Consider the following 4,777-nt stretch of genomic DNA (forward strand, 5'->3'; position numbering starts at 1 on the left):
GCTGCGCTCAACGCCTCTAGCCCGCGCACATGTTCGGGGCTCGGCCCCTTGTCCCTGCGACGAAACATTCAATTATCCCCAAGCTGATTGGGGACATAGCCGCCTCATGTATTGAATAAGGCATTAACCGCTGTCGCGGCGCCACACGTTTTGGGTAATACAATTTGCAAGTGCAGCAAAAAAGATCATCAGAGGTAAGCGCCGGCGCCGCACTTTCGCTCAGGCTGTATAGGCGGCCGACCTGCGGCGCGTCGAAACACGCCGCAGGGGCCTTACATCCTAGGAGGAGCGTAGCGTCCTAGAAGCGGTAGTTGGCGCCCAGGCGCACGGAGTGGACGTTGAAGTCCTCCTGGGTGCGGCGGAAGTCGGTGCCCGCCGCATTGGTCGCGGTGAAGGGACCGCCGGCCGGGCCGCCGGCGGCGCGGATGGTGTAATCGCCGTCATCCAGGCGGGTGTAGAGGTATTCCAGGCCCAGGCTCAGGTCCGAGGTGACCTTGTGCTCCACCCCGCCGCCCAGCTGCCAGCCATGGGCGCCCTTGTCGTCCGAGGTGGCGGTGAAGGTGTTGGCGGTGTTGGTGGTGGAGAAGCGGCGATCGATATCGCCCCAGGCATAGCCCCCGGTCACATAGGGCAGGGTGTCGCCCGCCGCATAGCCCACCCGGGCGCGGGCGGCCAGCAGGCCCTTCAGCTTGCGATCCATGGAGTAGGCCGCGGGCGTGGTGGAGAAGGCGGTGACGCCGTCCTGCACATTGGTGCGGGCGGCCTCGCCCACGAGGCCCATGACGATATTGCCGAACTGCCAGTCATAGCCGGCCTTCACGCCGAACTCGAAGCCGTCCTGGTCGCCCCGGCAGGCGGTGGCCAGGGTGGGCGACAGGGTCGTGCCGTCGCAGACGCCCGGCGCGAAGGCGTTGCCGCCGGTCCCGGTGCGCACCGTATCGGTGAACGAGCCGTCCAGATTGGTGTCGAAGGCGAAACCTTCCAGATCGTCCTTGTCGGCCTGCCAGCCATAGCCGGCGAAGCCGCCCACATAGGCGCCCGACCAGTCGCCGGCCTGCTGGGCCGCGGCGGTGGTGGCGAAGCCGGCGGCGCTGAGCGCCCCGATGGCGGCGGCCGCGCAAAGCATCTTCTTCATCATAGTCCTCACAAAATCTCTGGCCCCCTCAGGCCGGACGGGGGCAACGCCGCCCCTGGCCGGGCGATGCATCAGAGGCTCAGGCGACGGGCGTTTGGAGGATCAGGTGTGTCCGCAAGGCGACACTTTGCCACCTGAGGCGCCCCTGCCAGACGCCGCTCGCCTAACGGTGTGAGGAGGGGGAAAGGCCCTCAGGCCCCGCCCAGGCCGTGGCCGCCCAGGGGTTGGGTCTGGGCGACGGATTCCAGGGCGGCGATCATCGGCCGGCCCCGGGCGATGGCGGCCTGAACCGAGGGCAGGGACAGGGACGCCCGATGGGCCTCGCCGGTCTCCCAGACCTCGGTGATCCACAGGACGTCGGGCGCCGCGGGGTCCGCGGCCACCACATAGCTGAGGCAGCCGGGCATGCCCGAAACCCCCTCCAGCAGCACCTGCGCCAGCGCCGCCCCCTGGCCCGGGCGGGCCGTCATCTTGCCGATCAGGCCATACATGGACGCGGTCTCCTGGGTGAGGGCGGACCCCGCCGCCAAGCTCGCCGCCGCGCCGGCCAGGGCCTGACGACGGGTGGGGGCGGGGGAACGGGTCTGAGGCATGCGCCCTCGCTGTGCGGCGTTCGCACCATACTGCTCGTTCCAGGCGCCAGACGTCCACCCTCGCGGTAAGGATGTAGTGCCGCTCTTCCCAAAGGCGCCTGAACAGGTTGATGAGGGCGTTCGGAAGGACCACGGTCGCCACGCAGACAGCCGTAGTTCTCGGCCATGCCGAGGTAGCGACTGGAATAGTCGCGCAGGCTGGTGTGAGGTTGCGGCGCGCAAGCTGGTGATAGAAGTCGTTACCTGCGTTCGTCATGCCGGTATTTATCGCGATGTGGGATAGGCTCGCGCAGCCGGTAGATCAGGATCGACAATGGAAGATCGTCACTATCCATTGGGCTTCGTTCAGGGCGCGAGCGAAATACTCGACGGCTTTGGCGCCGAGGCCGAGGCAATCGGTGTCATCACGATCCTCTGGAACCGTCATGAGCTTCGTCTGAGGGACATCTTCGAAAGGCTCTTGGAGCCAGTTCGAGATTTCGCCGCCGCCGTGTGGGAAGGCGAGAACACCCATCAGGGCCGAGCCAAGCTGTTGAGGCTGGCCGCTCGGACAATGCAGCTATCCGCCGTTCAAGCCGAGCTTCTTGATGCGATTCTCGAACGCACAGCCTCGCTTTCGGAGAAGCGGAACGCCCTCGCCCACGCGGAGTATGTCGTGGACCTCCAAAGTGACGCCCTTGTCGCCCGCGCAAGAAGGCGACAGAAGCCGCCCATCTACCACCCCAGCGACTTGGCAAGTCTCAGCCGGATCATCGAGGACCTGCGAGAGGTAGATGCAATCGTGGGCGCCCTCAGCGTTGAACTCGCGCCCGATGACCTCAAGCAGAGCATCGCCGCCGTCGCCGCCTCGTTCAGGCCGCCTACCGGCGAACTAGGCTGAGGTGCGGCTACTCGGTCAGGAGACTCAGGGTGCTCCCCATCGTCGCGCTTAGCTTCTCCCAAAGATTGGGCAGCACCTCAAACTCCTGTCCTTCCACAACGATCTCCAAATCTCCCTCCTGCCGACAATCCCACGAAGGGCCTTGGGCACCCGACGCCGGTAATAGAGGCGACCATCCCGCGCCACGAGATGCATTCGAATAACGTGTAGAGGCTTTGTGTAGCTGTCCTCCGACCGTTTTCCTGAACGATTAGAGCAGCTTAAGCCCGGATCGCCGGGCCGATTATGGAGCAGGGTTGTGTAGCAATCGTCGAAAAGCGGTTCGCCGGATGGGGATTGTTCAACGTTTTCAGGGACGATTGGACCGATGGCGCACCCGACACGATTCGAACGTGTGACCTTTGCCTTCGGAGGGCAACGCTCTATCCAGCTGAGCTACGGGTGCCTGCGCCTTGCGGGCGGAGCGGGTTTCTAGCCGAAAGCCTGCGCCATCGCAAACGCGAAGCGGCGGCCCTTGCGCGTTCAGGCGGGTTCAGGCCGGTTCAGGCCGGTTCCGGGGCCGGTTCGGGGGCGCGTTCGGTGGTCAGGTCGACGAAGACATCCTCCAGGCTTGGGTCTTCGGTGGCGATGTCGCGGATCTGCAGGCCGGCGGCGCGCACGGCGGCCAGCACCTGTTCGACGCTGGATTGGCCGGTGCGATAGGAGACGCTGAAGGCGCCGCCGGGACGCAGGCGGGTCTCGAAGCCCCCCAGGTCCGGCGCCTGGTCCACCGGGGTCTCAGGCGTGACGATGACATTGCGGGTGTCGAGCCTCGCCAGCAGGACGGGGGTGGGCTCGCAGGCCACCACCTGGCCCTTGTTGACGATGGCGATCTGGTCGCAGAGCTCCTGGGCCTCTTCCAGATAGTGTGTGGTGAGCACGATGGTCACGCCCTTGCGGTTCAGCTCCACCACATAGTTCCAGAGCTGGCGGCGCAGCTCCACGTCCACGCCGGCGGTGGGCTCGTCCAGGATCAGGACGGGGGGGTTGTGCACCATGGCCTTGGCCACCATCAGGCGGCGCTTCATGCCCCCCGACAGCTGGCGCACATAGGCATTGCCCTTGTCGGCCAGACCCAGGGCGGCCAGCAGCTCGTCGGTGCGGCGCGCCTTGCGGGGCACGGCGTACATGCCGGCCTGGACCTCCAGGGATTCCCGGGGGGTGAAGAAGGGGTCGGCGGCGATCTCCTGGGGCACCACGCCGATGGCCGCCCGGGCGTCACGGGGGCGCTCGTCGATGTCGCGGCCCCAGATCTTCACCGTGCCGGCGGTCTTTTTGGTCAGGCCGGCCAGGGTGTTGATGAAGGTGGACTTGCCCGCCCCATTGGGTCCCAGCAGGCCGAAGATGGAGCCCCGGGGAATGGCCAGGTCGATGCCGCGGATGGCCTTCATCTCCGGCATGGTCTTGGTGGCCGGATAGGTCTTGACCAGGCCGCGGGCCTCGATGGCGAATTCCGGAAGCTCCATGCCGTCCCCCTTGGCGGTGCTGCTGGGCGCGCCTGCGTGCGGTCGCGCCACGTTGACGGGCTGCGCCCGCCTCGCATACCTAGGCCCGGGCGCAGGTCGCGCCAAGCTTTGCGCGTGGAGAAACAGCCATGGCCCTTCCGGTGGAGAACCGCGGCGTCGAGGTCCAGTCGGGGCCTGAGCCCATGCCGGCCAAGCCTGCGGTCACGGCGCTCACCGCCGCGGCGCCCGCGCCTGAGGTGGTCTATGTGCGCAGCGGCCGCATCGCCTGCGACGGAGTGGGCGGGGCGCTTGGCCATCCCCGGGTGTGGCTGGAGATGGGCGGGGCGACCTTCGTCGAATGCCCCTATTGCGACCGCCGCTTCGAACTGGCGCCCGACGCCGGCGAAGGACCCGAGAACGAGCGCCTGGCGCCCGGCGTCTATGAAGGCCCCCACGGCCACTGAGCCCGCCGGAGTCTCCCTTGCGCCGCAGGCGCGGGATTCATTTGAACCACGAAGGACACGAAGAGCACGAAGTTCGGCGCCTTCGTCTTCGAGTCCTTTGTGTCCTTCGTGTTCTGATTTCTAACGGCGCTGCGCGCCGCTAGAGGGCCGCACAGGCAGGCGGCGGGCGGCGCGCCACAGGCCGTAGGCGAAGACGCCGGCGCCGGCCCAGATGAAGGCGA

Annotated in this window: 6 protein-coding genes and 1 tRNA gene; 2 read left to right on the forward strand and 5 right to left on the reverse strand. The window is 66.9% G+C overall.

Going from position 1 to position 4,777, the window contains the following annotated elements:
• Nucleotides 1–298: 298 nt before the first annotated feature.
• The gene (locus V7D28_RS10165; protein WP_333587271.1) at nucleotides 299–1,135 is read right to left on the reverse strand and encodes an outer membrane protein; all 837 of its coding nucleotides are present in this window, start codon (nucleotides 1,133–1,135) and stop codon (nucleotides 299–301) included.
• 191 nt (nucleotides 1,136–1,326) lie between these two features.
• Nucleotides 1,327–1,728 carry a putative quinol monooxygenase gene (locus tag V7D28_RS10170; RefSeq protein ID WP_333587272.1) on the reverse strand — a complete coding sequence of 134 codons (402 nt, stop codon included), beginning with the start codon at nucleotides 1,726–1,728 and terminating at the stop codon, nucleotides 1,327–1,329.
• A 313-nt stretch (nucleotides 1,729–2,041) separates the two neighbouring features.
• Here V7D28_RS10170 and V7D28_RS10175 point away from each other — a divergent pair, with 313 nt between their 5' ends.
• Entirely contained in the window at nucleotides 2,042–2,608 is a 567-nt protein-coding gene (locus V7D28_RS10175) for a hypothetical protein (protein ID WP_333587273.1), read from the forward strand.
• A gap of 48 nt (nucleotides 2,609–2,656) precedes the next feature.
• On the opposite strand, the gene V7D28_RS15335 is transcribed toward V7D28_RS10175, so the two are convergent.
• From V7D28_RS15335 to V7D28_RS10185, 3 genes are all read right to left on the reverse strand, one after another.
• Nucleotides 2,657–2,803 (reverse strand): DUF6538 domain-containing protein, encoded by a 147-nt coding sequence (locus V7D28_RS15335; RefSeq protein ID WP_442957925.1) that lies wholly within the window; start codon nucleotides 2,801–2,803, stop codon nucleotides 2,657–2,659.
• Between the two features lie 173 nt (nucleotides 2,804–2,976).
• Nucleotides 2,977–3,053, reverse strand: a tRNA-Arg gene (locus tag V7D28_RS10180).
• Between the two features lie 97 nt (nucleotides 3,054–3,150).
• Entirely contained in the window at nucleotides 3,151–4,113 is a 963-nt protein-coding gene (locus tag V7D28_RS10185; RefSeq protein WP_333587274.1) for an ABC transporter ATP-binding protein, read from the reverse strand.
• Between the two features lie 128 nt (nucleotides 4,114–4,241).
• Here V7D28_RS10185 and V7D28_RS10190 point away from each other — a divergent pair, with 128 nt between their 5' ends.
• The gene (locus tag V7D28_RS10190; protein ID WP_442957926.1) at nucleotides 4,242–4,556 is read left to right on the forward strand and encodes a zinc-finger domain-containing protein; all 315 of its coding nucleotides are present in this window, start codon (nucleotides 4,242–4,244) and stop codon (nucleotides 4,554–4,556) included.
• The last annotated feature ends 221 nt before the right edge of the window (nucleotides 4,557–4,777 follow it).

Origin of the sequence: Phenylobacterium sp. (genome assembly GCF_036723115.1) — a bacterium.
GTDB lineage: Bacteria > Pseudomonadota > Alphaproteobacteria > Caulobacterales > Caulobacteraceae > Phenylobacterium.